This is a genomic window from Streptomyces sp. V4I8 (assembly GCF_041261225.1).
In the GTDB taxonomy this organism is placed as follows: domain Bacteria; phylum Actinomycetota; class Actinomycetes; order Streptomycetales; family Streptomycetaceae; genus Streptomyces.
Map to the genome: position 1 here is coordinate 5581374 of NZ_JBGCCN010000001.1, position 17855 is coordinate 5599228.

General features: G+C 68.4%; 17 protein-coding genes and 1 pseudogene. 12 read left to right on the forward strand and 6 right to left on the reverse strand.

Going from position 1 to position 17855, the window contains the following annotated elements:
- Positions 1 to 703 precede the first annotated feature (703 nt).
- Positions 704 to 1117, reverse strand: coding sequence for a pyridoxamine 5'-phosphate oxidase family protein (locus ABIE67_RS25400; protein WP_370261577.1), 414 nt, complete (start codon positions 1115 to 1117; stop codon positions 704 to 706).
- A 119-nt stretch (positions 1118 to 1236) separates the two neighbouring features.
- On the opposite strand from ABIE67_RS25400, the gene clpB reads away from it, so the two are divergent.
- Positions 1237 to 3834 (forward strand): ATP-dependent chaperone ClpB, encoded by a 2598-nt coding sequence (gene clpB / locus ABIE67_RS25405; RefSeq protein ID WP_370261579.1) that lies wholly within the window; start codon positions 1237 to 1239, stop codon positions 3832 to 3834.
- Positions 3835 to 3958: 124 nt separating this feature from the next.
- Here clpB and ABIE67_RS25410 read toward each other — a convergent pair whose 3' ends face one another.
- A complete protein-coding gene (locus tag ABIE67_RS25410; RefSeq protein WP_370261581.1) occupies positions 3959 to 4093 on the reverse strand; it encodes a hypothetical protein in 135 nt (44 codons plus the stop codon).
- A gap of 148 nt (positions 4094 to 4241) precedes the next feature.
- Here ABIE67_RS25410 and ABIE67_RS25415 point away from each other — a divergent pair, with 148 nt between their 5' ends.
- Positions 4242 to 4769: a YbjN domain-containing protein gene (locus ABIE67_RS25415; protein WP_234764989.1), complete on the forward strand. Its 528-nt coding sequence runs from the start codon at positions 4242 to 4244 to the stop codon at positions 4767 to 4769.
- A 162-nt stretch (positions 4770 to 4931) separates the two neighbouring features.
- Here ABIE67_RS25415 and ABIE67_RS25420 read toward each other — a convergent pair whose 3' ends face one another.
- The 4 genes from ABIE67_RS25420 to ABIE67_RS25435 all read right to left on the reverse strand — a co-directional run bounded on the left by ABIE67_RS25420 (position 4932) and on the right by ABIE67_RS25435 (position 10245).
- Positions 4932 to 6122, reverse strand: a complete 1191-nt coding sequence (locus tag ABIE67_RS25420) for a pyridoxal phosphate-dependent aminotransferase (protein ID WP_370261584.1) — start codon at positions 6120 to 6122, stop codon at positions 4932 to 4934.
- Positions 6123 to 6581: 459 nt separating this feature from the next.
- Positions 6582 to 8522 carry a hypothetical protein gene (locus ABIE67_RS25425; RefSeq protein ID WP_370261587.1) on the reverse strand — a complete coding sequence of 647 codons (1941 nt, stop codon included), beginning with the start codon at positions 8520 to 8522 and terminating at the stop codon, positions 6582 to 6584.
- Positions 8523 to 8779: 257 nt separating this feature from the next.
- Entirely contained in the window at positions 8780 to 9454 is a 675-nt protein-coding gene (locus tag ABIE67_RS25430; RefSeq protein WP_370261589.1) for a YdcF family protein, read from the reverse strand.
- Complete coding sequence (locus tag ABIE67_RS25435; RefSeq protein ID WP_370261592.1) at positions 9451 to 10245, reverse strand: GntR family transcriptional regulator; 795 nt, start codon at positions 10243 to 10245, stop codon at positions 9451 to 9453. The genes ABIE67_RS25430 and ABIE67_RS25435 overlap by 4 nt, the downstream gene beginning before the upstream one ends.
- 574 nt (positions 10246 to 10819) lie before the next feature.
- On the opposite strand from ABIE67_RS25435, the gene ABIE67_RS25440 reads away from it, so the two are divergent.
- From ABIE67_RS25440 to ABIE67_RS25485, 10 genes and pseudogenes are all read left to right on the forward strand, one after another.
- The gene (locus ABIE67_RS25440; RefSeq protein WP_370261594.1) at positions 10820 to 11089 is read left to right on the forward strand and encodes a DUF6284 family protein; all 270 of its coding nucleotides are present in this window, start codon (positions 10820 to 10822) and stop codon (positions 11087 to 11089) included.
- Positions 11086 to 11532: a Pycsar system effector family protein gene (locus ABIE67_RS25445; RefSeq protein ID WP_370261599.1), complete on the forward strand. Its 447-nt coding sequence runs from the start codon at positions 11086 to 11088 to the stop codon at positions 11530 to 11532. The genes ABIE67_RS25440 and ABIE67_RS25445 overlap by 4 nt, the downstream gene beginning before the upstream one ends.
- Positions 11529 to 11807: a DUF6303 family protein gene (locus ABIE67_RS25450; RefSeq protein WP_370261604.1), complete on the forward strand. Its 279-nt coding sequence runs from the start codon at positions 11529 to 11531 to the stop codon at positions 11805 to 11807. Before ABIE67_RS25445 ends, ABIE67_RS25450 begins: the two co-directional genes overlap by 4 nt.
- A complete protein-coding gene (locus tag ABIE67_RS25455) occupies positions 11804 to 12658 on the forward strand; it encodes a protein spdB (RefSeq protein WP_370261609.1) in 855 nt (284 codons plus the stop codon). Before ABIE67_RS25450 ends, ABIE67_RS25455 begins: the two co-directional genes overlap by 4 nt.
- On the forward strand, positions 12658 to 13005 hold the full coding sequence (locus tag ABIE67_RS25460; RefSeq protein ID WP_370261614.1) for an RRQRL motif-containing zinc-binding protein: 348 nt from the start codon (positions 12658 to 12660) through the stop codon (positions 13003 to 13005). The genes ABIE67_RS25455 and ABIE67_RS25460 overlap by 1 nt, the downstream gene beginning before the upstream one ends.
- Before the next feature lies 1 nt (position 13006).
- Positions 13007 to 13324: a hypothetical protein gene (locus ABIE67_RS25465; RefSeq protein ID WP_370261620.1), complete on the forward strand. Its 318-nt coding sequence runs from the start codon at positions 13007 to 13009 to the stop codon at positions 13322 to 13324.
- Between the two features lie 105 nt (positions 13325 to 13429).
- A pseudogene (locus ABIE67_RS25470) lies at positions 13430 to 15557 on the forward strand (ATP-binding protein).
- A 203-nt stretch (positions 15558 to 15760) separates the two neighbouring features.
- On the forward strand, positions 15761 to 16225 hold the full coding sequence (locus tag ABIE67_RS25475; RefSeq protein ID WP_370261624.1) for a hypothetical protein: 465 nt from the start codon (positions 15761 to 15763) through the stop codon (positions 16223 to 16225).
- Positions 16226 to 16316: 91 nt separating this feature from the next.
- Positions 16317 to 17009 carry an SAM-dependent methyltransferase gene (locus ABIE67_RS25480; RefSeq protein ID WP_370261628.1) on the forward strand — a complete coding sequence of 231 codons (693 nt, stop codon included), beginning with the start codon at positions 16317 to 16319 and terminating at the stop codon, positions 17007 to 17009.
- Entirely contained in the window at positions 17006 to 17854 is an 849-nt protein-coding gene (locus tag ABIE67_RS25485; protein WP_370261631.1) for a bifunctional DNA primase/polymerase, read from the forward strand. Before ABIE67_RS25480 ends, ABIE67_RS25485 begins: the two co-directional genes overlap by 4 nt.
- Position 17855 lies beyond the last annotated feature (1 nt).

The window sequence follows — 17855 nt, forward strand, 5'->3', positions numbered from 1 at the left end:
GTGCTTCCCCCCGCAGCGGCGTCACCGTGACCTGAACACGGTGACGCCGCTGCAGTTTTCCGGGACATTTCCCCGTATCGACCCGTTACGGCAGTGGCCGAAACCGGTCGCCCGGTATTCGGCCGTTCCGGTGACCGGCTGCCTGGTGTCCGACTGCCGGGTTGCCCGGGTGCCAGATGTTCGGTGACCGGGGGTCGGCTGTTCGGGTTTCGGTGGCTGGTGGCTGGTGGCTGGTGGCTGGTGGCTGGTGGCTGGTGGCTGGTGGCTGGTGGCTGGTGGCCGGCTGTCTGGGTTCCGGCCGCCCCGGATTCCGGCTGTCCGGGTTCCGGCCGCCCCGGATTCCGGCTGTCCGGGTTCCGGCTGTCCGGGTTCCGACTGCCCGAATCTCGCCGCTGCCCGGCATTCAGCCGCCATGCCTCCGGCTCCTGCCTCCCGCCTCCGGCTCCTGGTCCTGGCCCCGAGTGCCTGGCCCCGGCCCCGCTGCCGGGCTCCGGGCTCCTGGTCCTGGCCCCGAGTCCCTGGCCCCGGCCCCGCTGCCGGGCTCCGGGCTCCTGCCTGGCTCCGGACCCTGTCCCTGCCCCGGCTCCTGCCTCTGGGCCCTGTTCTTGCCCGGGCCCGAGTCCCGGCCTCTGCCCCGGGCCCCGGCTCCTGCCCCGGGCCCCGGCTCCTGACTCTGCCCCGGACCCCGGCTCTACCCCCAGAGTCACCCCCGCCCCATAGCCCGAGTGAGCGCGATCTCGATCACCACCCGTTCCGGATTCGGCCTCGGTGTCCGCCCGTACCGCTGCGCGTACCGGCGCTCCGCGTCGGCGACCTGTTCCGGTTCGGTGCGGATGGAGGCGCGGCCCTCCAGGGTGGCCCATCGCCGCCCCTCCATCTGGCAGACGGCGACCCGTGCCCCGTCGGGGCCGGCGGCCAGTACGTGGCGTACCTTCGCGCTCGACTTGCTCGTGATCACTCGAGCAAGCCGCGCCTCGGGGTCGTATGTGACTCCGACGGGTACTACATGCGGGGTGCCGTCCGGGCGCAGGGTGGTCAGGGTGCAGATGTGCTTCTCCTGCCAGAAGGTGAGGTACGGCGCGTCCGGCGCGCCCGGGTCCTGGGGGTGTGCGGCCATGACCCGGAACCTAGCCGCCGTACGTTTCCCGCGATTACCTTGAGCGGAATAGACTCAACTTTGTGTACGCTGACTCAGTCAGTACTGGGAGAGGCTGACGCCAGGAGGAGAACGCCAACGTGGACGCCGAGCTGACCAACAGGAGCCGGGACGCGATCAACGCGGCCAGCAACCGGGCCCTGACCGAGGGACACGCGGACCTCACCCCCGCCCATCTGCTCCTCGCTCTGCTCCAGGGGCAGGACAACGAGAACGTCATCGATCTGCTGGCGGCCGTCGAGGCCGACCAGGCCTCCATCCGCGCCGGCGCGGACAAGGCCCTCGCCGCGCTGCCCAGCGTGACCGGGTCCACGGTCGCGCCCCCGCAGCCCAACCGTGAGCTGCTCGCCGTGATCGCGGACGCCCAGGCACGGGCCAAGGACCTCGGGGACGAGTACCTCTCCACCGAGCACCTGCTCATCGGTATCGCCGCCAAGGGCGGCCAGGCCGGTGAGGTGCTCACCCGGCAGGGAGCAAGTGCGAAGAAGCTGCTGGACGCCTTCCAGAAGGCCCGTGGCGGGCGGCGCGTGACCACCGCCGATCCCGAGGGGCAGTACAAGGCGCTGGAGAAGTTCGGCACCGACTTCACCGCCGCCGCCCGGGAGGGCAAGCTCGATCCCGTCATCGGGCGGGACCAGGAGATCCGGCGGGTCGTGCAGGTGCTCTCCCGCCGTACCAAGAACAATCCCGTCCTCATCGGTGAGCCCGGCGTCGGCAAGACCGCCGTCGTGGAAGGGCTCGCCCAGCGGATCGTCAAGGGGGACGTGCCCGAGTCCCTCAAGGACAAGCGGCTCGTCGCGCTCGATCTCGGGGCCATGGTCGCGGGGGCGAAGTACCGCGGTGAGTTCGAGGAGCGGCTGAAGACCGTGCTCGCGGAGATCAAGGACTCCGACGGGCAGATCATCACCTTCATCGACGAGCTGCACACCGTGGTGGGGGCGGGTGCCGGCGGCGACTCCGCCATGGACGCCGGCAACATGCTCAAGCCGATGCTGGCGCGCGGCGAACTGCGCATGGTCGGCGCCACCACCCTCGACGAGTACCGCGAGCGGATCGAGAAGGACCCCGCCCTGGAGCGGCGGTTCCAGCAGGTGCTGGTCGCCGAGCCGACCGTCGAGGACACCATCGCGATCCTGCGCGGCCTGAAGGGGCGCTACGAGGCCCACCACAAGGTGCAGATCGCGGACAGCGCGCTGGTGGCGGCCGCGACACTCTCCGACCGGTACATCACCTCCCGCTTCCTCCCTGACAAGGCCATCGACCTCGTCGACGAGGCCGCCTCCCGGCTCCGGATGGAGATCGACTCCTCCCCCGTCGAGATCGACGAACTCCAGCGGTCGGTCGACCGGCTGAAGATGGAGGAGCTGGCCATCGGCAAGGAGACCGACCCGGCCTCCCGTGAGCGTCTGGAGAAGCTGCGCCGCGACCTCGCCGACAAGGAGGAGGAGCTACGCGGCCTGACCGCCCGCTGGGAGAAGGAGAAGGAGTCCCTCAACCGCGTCGGTGAGCTGAAGGAACGCCTCGACGAGGTGCGCGGACAGGCCGAACGCGCCCAGCGCGACGGCGACTTCGACACCGCCAGCAAGCTGCTCTACGGCGAGATCCCCACCCTGGAACGGGACCTGGAGGCCGCCTCGCAGGCCGAGGAGGAGGCCGCCAAGGACACCATGGTCAAGGAGGAGGTCGGCGCCGACGACATCGCCGACACCGTCGCCGCCTGGACCGGCATTCCGGCGGGGCGCCTGCTGGAGGGCGAGACCCAGAAACTCCTGCGCATGGAGGAGGAGTTGGGCAAGCGGCTCATCGGCCAGGCGGAGGCGGTGCAGACCGTGTCCGACGCCGTACGGCGCACCCGCGCCGGCATCGCCGACCCGGACCGCCCGACCGGCTCCTTCCTCTTCCTCGGGCCGACCGGCGTCGGCAAGACCGAACTCGCCAAGGCCCTCGCCGACTTCCTCTTCGACGACGAGCGGGCGATGGTCCGCATCGACATGTCGGAGTACGGCGAGAAGCACAGCGTGGCCCGGCTGGTCGGCGCGCCCCCCGGCTACGTCGGCTACGAGGAGGGCGGCCAGCTGACCGAGGCGGTGCGGCGCAGGCCGTACAGCGTGGTGCTCCTCGACGAGGTCGAGAAGGCGCACCCCGAGGTCTTCGACATCCTCCTCCAGGTGCTGGACGACGGACGGCTGACGGACGGTCAGGGCCGTACGGTCGACTTCCGCAACGCCATCCTGGTGCTGACGTCGAACCTGGGCAGCCAGTTCCTCGTCGACCCGGTCACGAGCGAGGCGGAGAAGAAGGAACAGGTGCTGGAGGTGGTCCGTGCCTCCTTCAAGCCGGAGTTCCTCAACCGGCTCGACGACCTGGTGGTCTTCTCGGCCCTGTCGAAGGACGAGCTGGGCCGGATCGCCCGGCTGCAGATCGGCCGGCTCGCCAAGCGGCTGGCCGAGCGGCGCCTCACCCTGGAGATCACCGACGAGGCCCTGGCCTGGCTCGCCGACGAGGGCAACGACCCGGCCTACGGAGCCCGCCCCCTGCGCCGCCTGGTCCAGACCGCCATCGGCGACCGCCTGGCCAAGGAGATCCTCTCCGGCGAGGTCAAGGACGGCGACACGGTCCGGGTGGACTCGTTCGGTGACGGGCTCATCGTGGGTCCGGTGAGCGGGAAGACTCTGTGATCCGGGGTATCCGGCGAGCGGGAAGACTCTGTGATCCGGGTATGCGGTAGCGGGAAGACGCTGTGATCCCGGGTATCCGGTGAGCGGTGTGATCCGGGGTACCCGGTGGTGCGGCGGGCCTGTGTCAGTTCTGCAGCTGGTCGAACGGCATGTCGTCCGTCCATAGCATGATCACGACTACGACGAACCAGATGGCGACCCCCAGGCACACCAGCCACAGGCCCCACAGCAGCCACCGCAGTTCTCTGCTCATCCGCATGTCGCGATCATGCCGCCCGCCGGTCATGGCACCGTCACCCGCAGGTGACCGGATCGTGTCAGCCCATGGCTGACAGGGCCGTCGGGGGTTGCCACCCCCCACCCCGCATGGGGGAGGATGACCGAATCCGTACGAAGGGAAATTCACGGTGACCATCGACCCGTCCTCGATTCCGAACTTCGGGGGCCAGCAGCCGCAGCCGCAACAGCCGGCCGGCCCCGTCGTCCCGGATCAGGACCTCGTGAAGCAGCTCCTGGACCAGATGGAGCTGAAGTACGTCGTCGACGACGAGGGTGACCTCGCGGCGCCGTGGGAGCAGTTCCGTACGTACTTCATGTTCCGCGGCGAGGGTGACCAGCAGGTCTTCTCGGTGCGGACGTTCTACGACCGGCCCCACAAGATCGACGAGAAGCCCCAGCTTCTGGAGTCGATCGACGACTGGAACCGCCGGACCCTGTGGCCCAAGGTCTACAGCCACACCCACGACGACGGCACCGTCCGCCTGATCGGCGAGGCGCAGATGCTGATCGGCACCGGCGTGAGCCTGGAGCACTTCGTCTCGTCGACGGTCAGCTGGGTGCGGGCCGCCATCGAGTTCGACAAGTGGCTCGTGGAGCAGCTCGGCCTGGAGCAGGAGATCAACGAGGCGGACAAGCCCGAGGAAGACGACGAGTAAGGACGAGTAAGGACGCGTAAGGACGCGTAAGGCGGCGAACCGGCCGCGAGGGAGAGCCCGGCCAGGGCACCGGCCACCACGGCCGGGTGCCGGGGCCGGGCTCTCGCTGTCGGGGCGAGTGTTCGTCCACAGGCTGTGGACAACTTTCCCGGCAGGGAGAGGTCAGCCCGCCAGCGACTTGAGCCGCTTCACGGCCTCCTCCAGGACCTCCGTCCGCTTGCAGAACGCGAACCGTACGAACGGCGCCCCCGCCTCCCGATGGTCGTAGAAGACCGCGTTGGGGATGGCGACCACCCCGGCCCGCTCCGGCAGGGCGCGGCAGAAGGCGAAGCCGTCGCTCTCGCCCAGGGGCCGGATGTCGGTGGTGATGAAGTAGGTGCCCGCGGGCCGGAAGACCTCGAAACCCGCCTCCGTCAGACCCGTCGCCAGCAGGTCACGCTTGGCCAGCATGTCCTCCCGGAAGTCCGCGAAATAGCTGTCCGGCAGGGCGAGCGCCTCGGCGACCGCGTACTGGAACGGCCCCGACGAGACGTACGTCAGGTACTGCTTCGCCGAGCGCACCGCCGTGACCAGGCCGGGCGCCGCGGTCACCCAGCCGACCTTCCAGCCGGTGAAGGAGAAGGTCTTGCCCGCCGACCCGATGGTCACCGTCCGCTCCCGCATCCCCGGGAAGGTGGCGAGCGGCAGGTGCTCGGCGTCGCCGAAGACCAGGTGCTCGTACACCTCGTCGGTCACGACCAGCAGGTCCCGCTCGACGGCCAGCTCGGCGATCGCGGCCAGCTCCGCACGGGTGAGGACCGTGCCGGTGGGGTTGTGCGGGGTGTTGATGAGCAGCAGCCGGGTGCGGTCGGTGACGGCGGCGCGCAGCTCGTCGAGGTCCAGGCGGAAGCTGCCCTCGTGCGGCCGCAGGGTGACCGGCACGCGGGTGCCGCCGGCCACGGCGATGCAGGCCGCGTAGGAGTCGTAGTACGGCTCGAAGGCGATGACCTCGTCCCCCGGCTCCAGCAACGCGAGCAGGGTGGCCGCGATCGCCTCGGTGGCGCCCGCGGTGACCAGGACCTCGGTGTCGGGGTCGTACGACAGCCCGTAGCGCCGCTCCTGGTGCGCGGCGATCGCGGTGCGCAACTCGGGGACGCCGGGGCCCGGCGGGTACTGGTTCCCCCGTCCGTCCCGCAGCGCCCGTACGGCCGCCTCACGGACCTCCTCGGGCCCGTCGGTGTCGGGGAAGCCCTGCCCCAGGTTGATGGACCCGGTGCTCAGGGCCAGCGCGGACATCTCGGCGAAGATCGTCGTCCCGAACTCGGCGAGACGGCGGTTGAGCAGGGGGCGGGTGGTGGAGGTCATGCCGGTCATCCTGCGCCCAAGCTCTGGAGTTCCTCAACTCACGTTCGCGGATGAGCATCTGCGCCGGCGCCCAAGGCACCCTCTCTGAGCAGGGAGAGGGCTGTCGTCGACTGTCGTCATCTGTCGTCGTTGGCCGCCCTCGGACGGCCCACAGACGGCCCAGCGGGCGAGACAGTCCGAGGGCCTGTGGCTTGTCGTGCGGCGTATGTGCCTCATTGCCCCCCTGGTCCATGACGCACGCGGCTTGGGAGGATGCTTCGGCCCCAGACGCAGGTCACCGCCCCCTGGCTGATCGATTGGCGGTTGCGCGGCACAGATAGTCCACTAGGTGTTGTTGCTGGCGTCTCTGGATGCGATGGGCGGGGTTTGGACTGCTTGGCCAATCAGCGGGGCGTTTAAGTAAAACTGGTGAGCACGTACCTCAGAGAGCCAACTGGACAGATTCGAGTGCACGCCACTACCTGGCAGCTATCCACGGGGAATCGAGATCATCGATTCCTCGCGCTCCCTGGTGAATACGCTACCGAGTCCGATAACTAGTGTAGTCGCTAGTGCCCAGCCGGACACAATGAATGCCATCGAGCACCATTCCGCCGCCCGGTGCGGAATCCAAATTTCACTTTGCCTTAGGTCAACGACTGGGAGAAGGAGGTCGAGTGTATAAAGCCAAGGCTGATACGCGGGATAACCGTGTTCCGTTACGTGACCCGATCCCGTGATGGTCCCGAGTGGGTGTCCCGGCGAAGACGCATCTGAATCGATGTAGATTGGTGCGAGCAGTAGATCATTCCGCAGGGTGCTGAACAAGCATCCGCCTGTGATTTCAAGCGCCGATAGCCACACCAGAACAAGGGACGGATAGTATCCATATCCAACTGATTTCTTAAAAAGCCAAGCAAGTGCTTGGATAGCCTTGTTTTTGGTGCTGAAATGCGCTCCTCTTCCCGCAACAAGCACCATTTTCGCGCTCTTATCGTCACCTAGTGTGCGATAGAACGAGGCGAGCTGTCGGTAAACTTGCGGTTCGAAAGGCCTTTGTGCGCTCCTAAGCCATTCAAGTCGCTGCCGCAACGGCATCTCGTCCTCAAATGAACCATATGTCAAGCCCTTCAACTGTACCTGCGACGCCTGCACAGCCGCGCCAGCTTTCAGCACGCCGATTACTCTCGCTCTATGCAGGTCAAGAGTTCCGCTAGCCCGAAATTCCTTGCCGAAAACGAGGCTGCCAGCAGTAATTCCAGAAATATTTAGAGCCACTCTCTGCGGGTTATTGAAGGTACCTCCCGAGCAATCCATTTTTCCGCTAATGCGCGCGCCCGAGAAGTCTGTTAGCCCGTCTGCTGCGAAACCACGAACATCTTCTCTAGCCTGATCAGTCGATGGCTTCGTGAGGTTGACGTCTCTCTCGACAGTGACCCCAGCGGCGCTGATGGCTGTGTCGTTCGGATTTTCAAACAAGCCGCCTTCGCATCTGAGGCTTCCTTTAATCTGCGCATCCAGAAGGCAGACCGTTCCGGAAGCATGGAACCCTCCGTTGAAGTAGGCGTTTTGGCCAATAAATGCTCGGGTCAGATCAATTACGCGCTCTTCGGGGCCAGCCGCACCATTCCTGATAAAGCGCCCACCCGCCAGGTTTGCATCCCCCTTAATGTCACTGCCTGTAAGATCGACTCCGCCTTCTGCTACAAAGCCGCCACTCATCTTTACGGCGCCTGCCACGGTGATTCTGCGAGCATTGAGAGCGCGGCCGTCTGGGGACTTGGTTAGCTGCGCCCGTTGCATATCAAGAACCCTGCCGAACGTAGCTCCCGTCAATGCAACTTTGCCTTCTGCGACGAAATCTTTAAAGAAAGCTCCTTGGAGAGCAGTCATTCCTAGCGCACTGAGGCAAACCTCACTCTCGTGACGCACACGGGATGAGTTCATGATGAACTGACCGCGAATTCGCGCCGCTCGCAGGCGGATTCCCCCATTTACCTTACAGTTCTCGATTTCAAAGTTATTCTGCGTGTGGATCTGATCAGCCTCCACACCATTTGGAATAGTGCAACCTTTGAAAAAAATGGCGGGAGCGCGCGTCTGCTCCAGGTTGATAATTTCATCGAAGTAACAGCCAGTTAGGTCCAGTGGGCAAACAAGGTTGGCATGCTCAAGACGCAGTGAGCCAACAATTCGAGCACCCTCAATCCGAACAATACACGGTTTGGTGTTAGGGCCGTACCCCAGCAAAATTTGGCGAATTAGGTGGCCTCGGATTAGGCGGCCTACGCCCCAGCTTGAAGCAGATTCGGAGTCCGGAGAACCGATACGCAACGGCTCCATCGAAGCGACTTTGTCTCGTTGCCAGTCCCAAAGCTGACGCTCTGCATCGTCATTGAGGTCTTCCCGCCTAAGCCAGACATCCGACATGGTTACCTCCGCGAAATCGGACCCTGTGCCTGTTTCGGCGACAGTAAGCTACACAGGCGCGGAGACCTCTGAGCTGATTGACACCGCGCATCGCGAATGGTCTGTTAAGCGGAGTTGATGCCATGTGGCGTAGTGCCGCAGGTGTGACGTTTTTGCTAGCGCTGGTTGTGTACCGTCAGCCTTGCCCCATACGGGAGGCCGTGAAAAGGCGCCTCTGAAGAACCGAAGCTCAGAGCGGGCTGCTGCCCGCCCTAGCATCACGTGCCGGGGCGGGCAGCAACGTCAGCTGGCATGAGTCGGCTGGTGAAGCCTTCGACGCACAGCCGTTCAAAGGCGGCTACAACTGCGTCTGGTACGTCCTGCTCGATGGCCAGACCCAACCTAGGGAAGACGAGCACTCGTTGCAGGGCGCCCGCGATCATGTCGATCACCATCCGAGCGTCTCCGATGGAGTCGGCGTACTCCTCCAGACTCATTGGTGTGGACGCGCACAACACTTCGACCTCGGGCCAGAGCTTCCGCATCATGGCGTACGAGCGTCGCTCTTCGTACGGCTTGCTCACGAGCAGGACGGACGAGGCCTTGACGCCGGCCTCTGCCAGCACAGCTTTCGTGAACTCGATGTTCTCGCCGGTGTTCGTGGCACGCGGTTCCAGGAGTACCGCGGACTCCGGCACCCCAAGCTGCAACGCCCGCTCGCGGTAGTGGACAGCTTCACCGCGCGGCATGCGCGCCCGGGTCGTGGGGCTGGTGGACCCCGTGAAGACGATGACCGGCGCCATGCCCTGGTGGTACAGCCCCGCTGTCACGTCAGCCACACCAAGGTCGTGACTGCCCAGCCCCACAGCCACCGAACACGGCCGTGGGTCATGGTGCATGAAGTGGTAGTCCCACAGGAGTCGAGCATCCGCCCATGCCTGTGCCGAGATCATTCCTGCCCCTTTCCGTCCTGTGCCGAGTCGGGAACCTTGAAGTCGTACTCCCACGCGAAGCGAGAAGCCGAGTGAATGCCCACCGCGAACTCAACCACCGTGCCATCTGCGGTGTACGTGGTCCGGTGCAGCTCGACTACGGGCTCACCGGCGGGGAGCTGTAGGAGCTGCACTTCGTCCGTTGTCGGGACGCGGGCGAACAGGGCCTCTCTCATGTGGTCGATCTCGTATCCGGCGTCGTAGAGGACCCGGTATCCGCCGCCACGGCCGGCAGGCCCCGGGGTGGGGTCGACGATGCGAGTCCCCTCGACGTGCTCCGGCCTGTAGTAGCTGGTCAGGGTGTGAGTCGGCTGCACCCCTTCCTTCACGAGTCGGGCGCGTGCGTACACCTCGGAGCCGACCGGGACGCCGAGCCCCTCCGCTACGAGGCTGTCCGCCTGGACGCGGCTCACGGTCTGCGTCTGCTCGTTGCGCTTGTACGCACGTCCCGATGCGACGCGGTCAGCGATGAACGCGACTTCGTCACCGTCGCGCCACTTCGCCTTGTCGTACCGGGCGATACCCAGCCGCTTGAGCGCAGCGCGCGGACGCACAACGGTGCCATGTCCGCGCGTCGACGTCACAAGGCCTTCAGCCTCCAAGGCCTTGTAGGCCTTGTGGACGGTCTCCTTTGAGCCTTCCCCCGCCTCCACTAGCTCTCTGATCTGGGGCAACTGGGCGCCCGGCGGCAACTGACCGCTCTTGATCTGCTCCGCGAACCTGTCCGCCAGCTCGCGCCACTTCGGTGCCACGCAGAACTCCTCTCGACGCAAACCAGTGAACCACAGTCCTAGGACTGTTGACAGTCCTAGGACAGCGTGCCATCGTCATTCCAGGCCGCTCGCAGTCCTAGGACAGCGAGCCGGAAGGAGCCTTCTTTGGGCTGCCTTCGGGCCTCACGAATGCAGAGGGCGGGGACGCTGCAATCCCGCTAAAGGCCAGGTGGAACAGGGTTTCGGCCCGTACTGGCGAGGTGGCCCGGTGACCGCGAGCAACGGCCGGAGTGTGGGGGCGTGGCCCCCCTTGCAGTGATCACCCCCGTTAGACCTCGACTGAGAGGAATTCCAGTGCACCGAAGACATTCCGAGGCGCCGCCGCGACGGACCGGCCGGCGGCGCCCGCATAACAAATCCGGTCCCTTTTCCCACGTCGCGGCACTGATGCTGCGGCCGGCTGCCTCTCCCGCCCGTCCGTTCCGCGCACTACGCGAGGACGTACGGACGGGGGTGCGGGGAGCCGGAACCGACTCCAACGGCAAGCGGTCCCCGGGTTGCCCCCCGGGGACCGCGTTCGGGCCGTTCCATCCTGTGAGAGGAACACGACCCAATGAAGCACATCGTGACTGTTCAGGACGCTGTTACCGCGTTCGCCGACTTCATGGAGCCGACGGATGCGGAGCTGGATGCGATCGAGCAGGAGATGCCCGTCATCCTGGCGGACGTCGATCTGCTCGACGCGCAGATCATCACGCTGGACCACATCCCGACCGAGCTGGACACCCGCCGCATCCGCCGGGCCCGCCGCCGGGCGCTCGCCGCCCGCGTCGCGTTCCTCAACCGCACGGCCGGCATGAGCGTTCCCGGAGGCGCCGCGTGAGTGCCACCGACCGGAACCTGACCGCCGCGCACGCTGAGGTGAAGGCGGAGATCGCGCGGACGGACACGAAGACGGCGCTGTTGCTGGCGTTCGTCGGTGCGGCGCTCGCCGGTAGCTGGTCGGTCGCCCGCGGCCTGCCGATGAACGTACCCGCCTACGCGGCGGGCGGGACCGGTCTGGCGCTGCTGGTCGCGGCGGCGGGCCTGCTGCTGCGGTCGGTGCGCCCGAACCTGGGCGGCCGACACGGCTTCCCCCTGTGGGCCACGCTCACCGCCGAGGAGATCGACGCCGCCGTCGCCCGGCATCTGGCCGCCGACATCGCCGGACTGTCCCGGCTCGCGGTCGCCAAGTTCACGTGCCTGCGCCGCGCGGTCGACCTCACCTTGACCGGCGGCGCGCTGCTCGTCCTCGCCGCCCTGCTCACGGCGGGAGGCGCGCTGTGAACACACTGACCGCGCAGATGGCGAGCGACGGCGGGCCGTGGCGCCTGTACGTCGTCCTGTACGGCGAGACCGAGTGGCCCACCGTCCGGTGGGAGTCCGGCCCGGTGCCCACCGGAGCGCAGCGCCGTGAGGCACTGGCCTACCTCGGTTACGAGGTCGCGCCCGGTGCCGAGTGGTCCTGGATCGAAGACAGCCAGAAGCACGGCGACGACAGCACTCCGGTCCTCTTGATCGCGGCCGTGGACGTGCGCGAGCAGGAAGGGGCCACCGCGTGAGCGCCAAGACCGTTATGCCGGCCGTCGCTATGACGGGCGTGTCCATGGTCCTCACCCTGGCCGTGGTCATGATGTGGCTGGGCACGGCCGTGCCGTGGCCGGTCGCCCTGGTCGTCGGGCTCGGCATCGACGGCGGATGGCTGGCCACCCTCGCCTACGAACGGCGCCTCGCCGCGCAGGGCGACCACAACCGCACCGTGACCGCCGTCGGCTGGTCGTTCGGCCTGGTCGCCGCCGGCGTCCTCGTCGCGCACGCCGTGACCGCCGAGCACTCCGCCGGTGCATGGCTGGCCGTCTCCTGGCTCCCCATCGCCGCAAAGGCCCTGTGGCTGGTCCACGGCATGTGGGAGCGCACCGCCCTCACCCCACTCGCCCTGGACGCCATCCGGGGCATCCAGCAAGAGGCACGGGACGAAGCGGCCGTGGCCCGCGCCCGGCTGCGGGCCGAAGCGGCCACCGAGGAGACCCGGCTGACGGCCGTGACGGAGGCCGGCGCCCGCGTCGCACGCGTCCAAGCCCGGACCGCACAGACCCTCTCTTCGGCGTGGTCGACGCTGGAGACGGCCCGCAAGGGCGAGGAGACCGGCAGGGCGCTGACCAGCGTGACGGCCCGCGTCACGCCCGGCGTCACGCCCCGCTGGGAACTGCCCGTCTGGGGCCCCACCGACCCCCTCCCGGCACTGGACACAGCGCCCGCCCTCACGGATGAGGCACTGGACACGCTGGTGCACGAGATTCGGCACAGCGAGACCCCGGCGCTCTCGTACCGCGAGATGGCCGCCCGCTTCCGCACCGCCGGGCACTCCGCCTCCGAGGTGCGACTGCGGTCCGCGTGGAAGCGCGTCGTCTGATGGCCCCGCTTCCGGTCTACCGGTGGCGCCTCGCGCCGGACGGCTACGCCGCCCGCCGCCAACTCCGTGCGCGCGATCTGCGGCCCGGCGGTCAGGACGTCGCCGCTCAACTCGAACGGCCGCGCCGCCGCCGGGAACCGCTGGTCGCCTACCTCTACCGCGTCGACCTGGCCAAGCCGGTACGGCCGATGACCCCGGCCCGGTGGGCGGCTCTCGCCGCCGCGAACCGGGCCCGCCGCATCTGCCCCACCTGCCGGCGCAATGCCGGATACGTCATCCCCACGTCGCTCGGCACCTGCGTGCCCTGCGCCTACCCCGACCCGCACGGGTCCGAAGGGAACACCTGACATGGGCAACTCCGACCTGCGCCGTCTGGACCGCGAGATCAGGGTGACCACGAAGAAGCTTGAAGCGGTCCGCCGGGGCGAGTGGTGGCCGCTGAACGGCAGCGAGCGGCGGGCGATGGCCCGCGCCCTGGCCGGCGGCTCCTACCGCGTCGCCCGGGGCCGCAGTGCGGGCCGTGCCGAGGAGCAGATGGATTCCACCGGCTCCGCCGCTGAGATGCGGCTGAACGCGGAGCTGACCGCCCTGCACGGGGAGCGTCAGCGGCTCATCACCGAGGCCGCCCGCGCCAAGGCCGCCAAGAAGTCGTCCGGCTGGTTCTGACCAGCCCGCCCCCTTACGCCGGGGTGGCCGCTCTTTCCACGGACCCGGCCACCCCGGCACTTCCTCACTCCCGCCCCCGAAGGGGCAGTCAGGAGCAGTTCCAGCATGTCTGAGAACGTCGTTCACCTCCACAAGCCCACCGATCCCCCGACCGGCGACACCGCCCCCACCATGCTCACCGTGGTCCCGGACGCGCCGCCGGCGGCGCCCGTGCCGCTGTGGGTGCGCTCCGGCCGCGCGGTGAGGACCGCTGTCACGCACGAGTCGACCAGGGCGACGGTCCGCGCGGTGGCCCGGCACAGCCTCTACACCTTCAACGGCGGCCGGATCGTGGCCCGTCGCACCTGGGACGGCCGTACCGGGTCCCGCTACGAGCGGATGATCCGGGCGGCGGAAGCCGCGGGGAACCTGGAAGCGGCCGAAGAGTGGGAGGAGCGGTTGCAGCGCTTCCGCGCCGCCCGCCACCACCGCCGCATGGACCTGCTCCACTCACCCGTGGAAGCCGCCAAGGGTGTCGCCGTCGGCGCCGGCATGAGCGTTGGTGTCCTGGTCGCCCTCGGAGTCGTCATGGCGATCAACACTGGGCACGTCGGCGACGTGGTCACCCCGCTGACCGCGACTATCGACTTCATCGCCCTCCTGATCCGGATCGTGCAAATCGTGTGGGGCCCAGCGCTCACGATCGGCCCGTTCCTCGCCCTGCTCGCCCTGTGGTCGGTCGGCCGCAAGCAGCAAGCCGCCCCCACCTGGGCACTCCCGGCGAACGTCCGCAACGGCGAGGGTGAGCCGATCACGCCGTCCATCGTGGTCAAGGCCCTGCGCGACCTGGGAGTGCCCGCCCTGGCCCGCGCTATCAAGGAGATGGGCGACGCCGGCGCCTCCATGCTCCGGACCGATCCGGATTGCCGGATGCGGCGTGGAAGTCGACGTGACCCTTCCTTCCGGGGTGGCCACGAACGAGGTTCAGGGCAAGCGCCGCAAGCTCGCTGAGAACCTGACCCGGCATGAGCACGAAGTGTTCATCACGATCCCGGAAGCCGCGCGGACAGTGCGGCTATGGATCGCCGACTCGGGGGCGCTGGACGAGCCGATCGGCCCGTCTCCGCTGGTCACCGATGAGACGCTGACCGCGAACTACAAGACCGGTCGGGCCCCGTGGGGGCAGGATCTGCGCGGTGACGCCGCTGAACTGAGCGTGTATCAGCGCCACCTGCTGGTCACTGGCCTGTCCAACCAGGGCAAGACGGCCGCCCTGCGGGCCCTGGCGCTGTGGCTGGCGCTGGACCGGACGGTGCAGTTCTGGATCGCCGACCTGAAGGGCATCGGCGACTGGGCACCGTTCGACGGCGTTGCAGAGATCCTGATCGAGGGCCCCTCCGACAACCACTGCATTCAGGCAACCGAGATGGTTGAGGACGCGGTGGAGGAGATGAACCGGCGGATCGAAGCGCGCCGCAAGGACCCGAGCATCGTGTTCCCGCCGCTGATCGTGCTGGTGGATGAGGCACAGAAAGCGTTCATGTGCCCGGCCAAGGGCGAGGACGGACGCCCCTACGGCGGATCCAAGGCCACGTCCCGGTACTTCATGGCCGTGCGCGAGATCCACAACCAGGGCCGTGCGGTCGACGTGCTGATGTGGCAGGGCACGCAGGACCCCACCGACCAGAACCTTCCCAAGCTGGTCCGCGAGGGCGCCCACACCCGCGCCTCCCTCGTGGTCGGCACCGAATCGCAGGCTGAGATGGCGCTCGGGGCCAAGGCCGTCAACGCCGGCGCCGCCCCGCACCTGCTGCGCCAGGGCCTGGACAAGGGCACCCTCGTGGTCGCCTCCGACGGCATCGCCATCCCCGCCGGGCAGGCGTCCATCACCGTGCGGACCCACTTCATCGACGACGAGCCGGCCGCCGAGATCGCCGCCCGGGCCAAGGCCCTGCGCGACGGAGTGGCCACCCTTCGCGCCATCGACCGCGACGAGGAGCGTGATGCGCTCGCCGACGTCGCGGCCGTCATCGGCGACACTCCGCGGCTGCGCACCGATGAGGTGCTGAAGCGGCTGCACGCGCTGGATACGGCCGTCTACCGCGAGTGGAACAACGGCCGGTTGAAGCGGCTGCTGGAGGAGCAGGGCGAGGAGCCGAAGAAGTCGCACGGGGTCATGGTCGTGCGCCGCGACGACGTGGCCCGCGCGCTCGCCAACCGCGACGCGGACGGTTCCGCTTCCGCCTCTCAGTAGCGGGGAGGAACTGCCCTCCGGCCCGGGGAGGCGGGGAGAACTCCCCAACTCCCTCCCCGGGCCCGCCTCCCCGCGTTGATCAGCGCAAACATCGTTTCGGGGAGGCGGGGAGGCTGCCTGCTCAGACCCCCGAAAACCCCCTCCACACGACACCCCGAAGGGGTGCCGCTGCCTCCCCCACCGAGCACCGGAAGGGATTCCGCATGTACCCCGACAACCCTCATAGCGTGCCCGTACAGCGGGCCGTGGAAGTCCACCAGCCCACCCCGCTCCCGCCCGCCGTCACCGTCCCGGCGCCGGTCGTGCCGGTACAGCCGAACAGCGTTCCGGCGGTGGCGAGCATCGTCCTGCCCGACGGCCGTGTCGTCACCGGCTACGCCATCAGCCCCGCTCAGCCCGAACCGGTGGCGGTCAAGCCGGCCGTGTCCCGCACTGCCGTGAACGTCGCCCTTGGGGGCGTCGGGTTTCTCGCGGTGTGCGGCGGGCTGCTGCTGCTCACCTCGTTCATCGCCGCCCTGACCGCGTTCATCACCCAGCTCATCACCCTGGCCGCCGTGGTCTTCGGCGGCTGGATCGCCGTGCAGATCTTCAGCGCGAGCGGCCACCAGGGCGGAACCACCGTCAACATCCGCAAAGCCGTGATCAAGCGCAATCACTTCCACGGCTAGCTACGCCAAGGGCGGCCCCCCCGATTCCGCCAAGAACACGGGGCCGCCCTTGCCAACCAGTCCGCAACAGACCTGTTGGAGGCCACCCAGCATGACGCACCCCACCGACATCCGGCGAGTACGCGGCGCCCGGCCGCGCCTGCTGGACCTGTACTGCAAGCAGGGCGGCGCGGCCAAGGGCTACGCCGACGCCGGGTTCGACGTGACCGGCGTCGACAAGGACCCGCAGCCCCGCTACCCGTACCGGTTCGTGCAGGTGGATGCCATCGCGTTCGTCCTTGAGCACGGCGCCGCGTTCGACTTCATCCACGCCTCGCCGCCGTGCCAGCACGACACCGAATGCCAGCGCCTTCAGGGCAACACCCATCCCGACCTGATCGCCCCCACCCGCGCCGCCCTGGAGACGACCGGGCGGCCGTGGGTGATGGAGAACGTCGGCGGCGCCGCGCCCAAGCTGCACGCTCCGGTGATGCTGTGCGGGCCCATGTTCGCCCTGGACACCTACCGGCACCGCTACTTCGAGACCGGCGGCGGCTTCACCCTTGACCAGCCGGTCCACCCGCCGCACCGGGTGCCGCAGGCCAAGATGGGCCGCCCCATCCCGCCCGGCCACTACGGCCAGTTCGTCGGCAACTTCTCCGGAGTCGCCCTCGCCCGCCGCGTGATGGGAGTGCCGTGGATGAACCGCGACGGCATCCGCGAGTGCATCCCGCCCGCCTACGCCGAACACATCGGCCGCGCCGCCCTCACCCAGCTCGCCCCCGCGCTGGAGGTGGCCGCATGAGCACGCTGCCCGAATCCCTGCGAACCGCGCTTACGCTGGCCGCTACCGGGGTGCCGGCGCTGCCCCTGCGCGCGGGGAAGGCGCCGTTCGGCAACTGCCGTGCCTGCGCGGGCAACGCGTGCGGCGGCCGGCCGAACATGAAGAGCGCGGGCCCGTGCCGGTGCCCCGGCGTCTGCCACGCCTGGGCCGCCGCCACCACCGACCCGGCCGTCCTGACCTCCCCGGCGTGGAAGGCCGCATGGCGGCGGGCCGTCTGCGTCGCCTACCACCCCGGCGCCGCCGGGCTGACCGTGGTGGACCTGGACAACGCGGCGGCCGTCGACTGGGCCCGCGCCACCCTGCCCGCCACACGGACCGTGGAGACGACGCGCGGCGAACACTGGCTCTACCAGGGCGCCATGACGTCACACAACAACGTGCGTCCCGGCGTCGACCTCAAGTCGACCATGGCCTACGCCCGGTGGCTGGGCACCGGCACCGGCACCATGACCGACCTCCCCGACGTCGTCCGCGCGCTGGCCATCAAGGAACCGCCCACCGTCCGGCCGGCGCCCCGTTCCGTCTCCGTGCCCGCACGGTCCGGCGGCGGGCAGTGCCCCCACCGCACGCCCGCCTATCTGGAACGTGGCATCGCCATGGCGGAGCAGCGCATCACGGAAGCCCGCAGCGCGATCCACGCGGCCGTGTACCGGACGTTCCTGGCGGTGCTGTCGACGCACGGCCGGTGCGGCTGCCTCACCGACACCCACATCACGCGCCTGTTCACCGCCGCGCAGGCCAAGGGCGAATCCCCGCGGCACTGCACCGACGCGTGGACCAACGCCCGCACCACGTTGGGACTGTGAC

What these genes read in the sequence shown, in the direction of transcription:
- ABIE67_RS25465 (WP_370261620.1), top strand. Translation starts at nt 13,007, where the DNA reads ATGGGCAACTCCGACCTGCGCCGTCTGGACCGCGAGATCAGGGTGACC.
- ABIE67_RS25475 (WP_370261624.1), top strand. Translation starts at nt 15,761, where the DNA reads ATGTACCCCGACAACCCTCATAGCGTGCCCGTACAGCGGGCCGTGGAA.
- ABIE67_RS25410 (WP_370261581.1), bottom strand. Translation starts at nt 4,093, where the DNA reads ATGCGGATGAGCAGAGAACTGCGGTGGCTGCTGTGGGGCCTGTGGCTG.
- ABIE67_RS25460 (WP_370261614.1), top strand. Translation starts at nt 12,658, where the DNA reads ATGGCCCCGCTTCCGGTCTACCGGTGGCGCCTCGCGCCGGACGGCTAC.
- ABIE67_RS25420 (WP_370261584.1), bottom strand. Translation starts at nt 6,122, where the DNA reads ATGACCGGCATGACCTCCACCACCCGCCCCCTGCTCAACCGCCGTCTC.
- ABIE67_RS25480 (WP_370261628.1), top strand. Translation starts at nt 16,317, where the DNA reads ATGACGCACCCCACCGACATCCGGCGAGTACGCGGCGCCCGGCCGCGC.
- ABIE67_RS25430 (WP_370261589.1), bottom strand. Translation starts at nt 9,454, where the DNA reads ATGATCTCGGCACAGGCATGGGCGGATGCTCGACTCCTGTGGGACTAC.
- ABIE67_RS25440 (WP_370261594.1), top strand. Translation starts at nt 10,820, where the DNA reads ATGAAGCACATCGTGACTGTTCAGGACGCTGTTACCGCGTTCGCCGAC.
- ABIE67_RS25400 (WP_370261577.1), bottom strand. Translation starts at nt 1,117, where the DNA reads ATGGCCGCACACCCCCAGGACCCGGGCGCGCCGGACGCGCCGTACCTC.
- ABIE67_RS25485 (WP_370261631.1), top strand. Translation starts at nt 17,006, where the DNA reads ATGAGCACGCTGCCCGAATCCCTGCGAACCGCGCTTACGCTGGCCGCT.
- ABIE67_RS25425 (WP_370261587.1), bottom strand. Translation starts at nt 8,522, where the DNA reads ATGTCGGATGTCTGGCTTAGGCGGGAAGACCTCAATGACGATGCAGAG.